The 597-nt window shown below is 48.7% G+C and carries 1 rRNA gene; it reads right to left on the bottom strand.

Going from position 1 to position 597, the window contains the following annotated elements:
- Window positions 1-433, bottom strand: a 23S ribosomal RNA gene (locus HMPREF2526_RS13465); the annotation flags it as partial.
- Window positions 434-597 lie beyond the last annotated feature (164 nt).

Consider the following 597-nt stretch of genomic DNA (forward strand, 5'->3'; position numbering starts at 1 on the left):
TGAAGCCTTCAACTACGGGACTATCACCCTCTACGGTAGGCGTTTCCACACCACTTCACCTAACAACAACACACAAGCACGATGATGGTAGTCACCGCACGCTGGGGCCCACAACACCGCACACACAACCCCTACCAAGTATCACATGCACACGGTTTAGCCTCATCCACGTTCGTTCGCCACTACTAGCAGAATCATAATTTTATTTTCTTCTCCTACGGGTACTGAGATGTTTCACTTCCCCGCGTAAACCCCCACAACAGCTATGAATTCACTGAAGGGTAACACCCCATAACAGGTGCCAGGTTTCCCCATTCGGACATCCTCGGATCAACGCTTTATTGACAACTCCCCGAGGCTTAACGCAGCCTTACACGTCCTTCATCGGCTCAGCATGCCAAGGCATCCACCATGCGCCCTAAATAACGAACACACAACCAACACAACAAACTGTGCTGGTGTGAACACACAAAACACAAAAGAACAAAGAAATCACACAAACCACACACATTGCCACCACACAAAAAGTGACAGTAACAAGCACATGGTTTAATGCTCGCGTCCACTATACAGTTCTCACACAACACCCCACACAAC

This window comes from Corynebacterium sp. HMSC070E08 (assembly GCF_001808895.1).
Lineage (GTDB): Bacteria > Actinomycetota > Actinomycetes > Mycobacteriales > Mycobacteriaceae > Corynebacterium > Corynebacterium hiratae.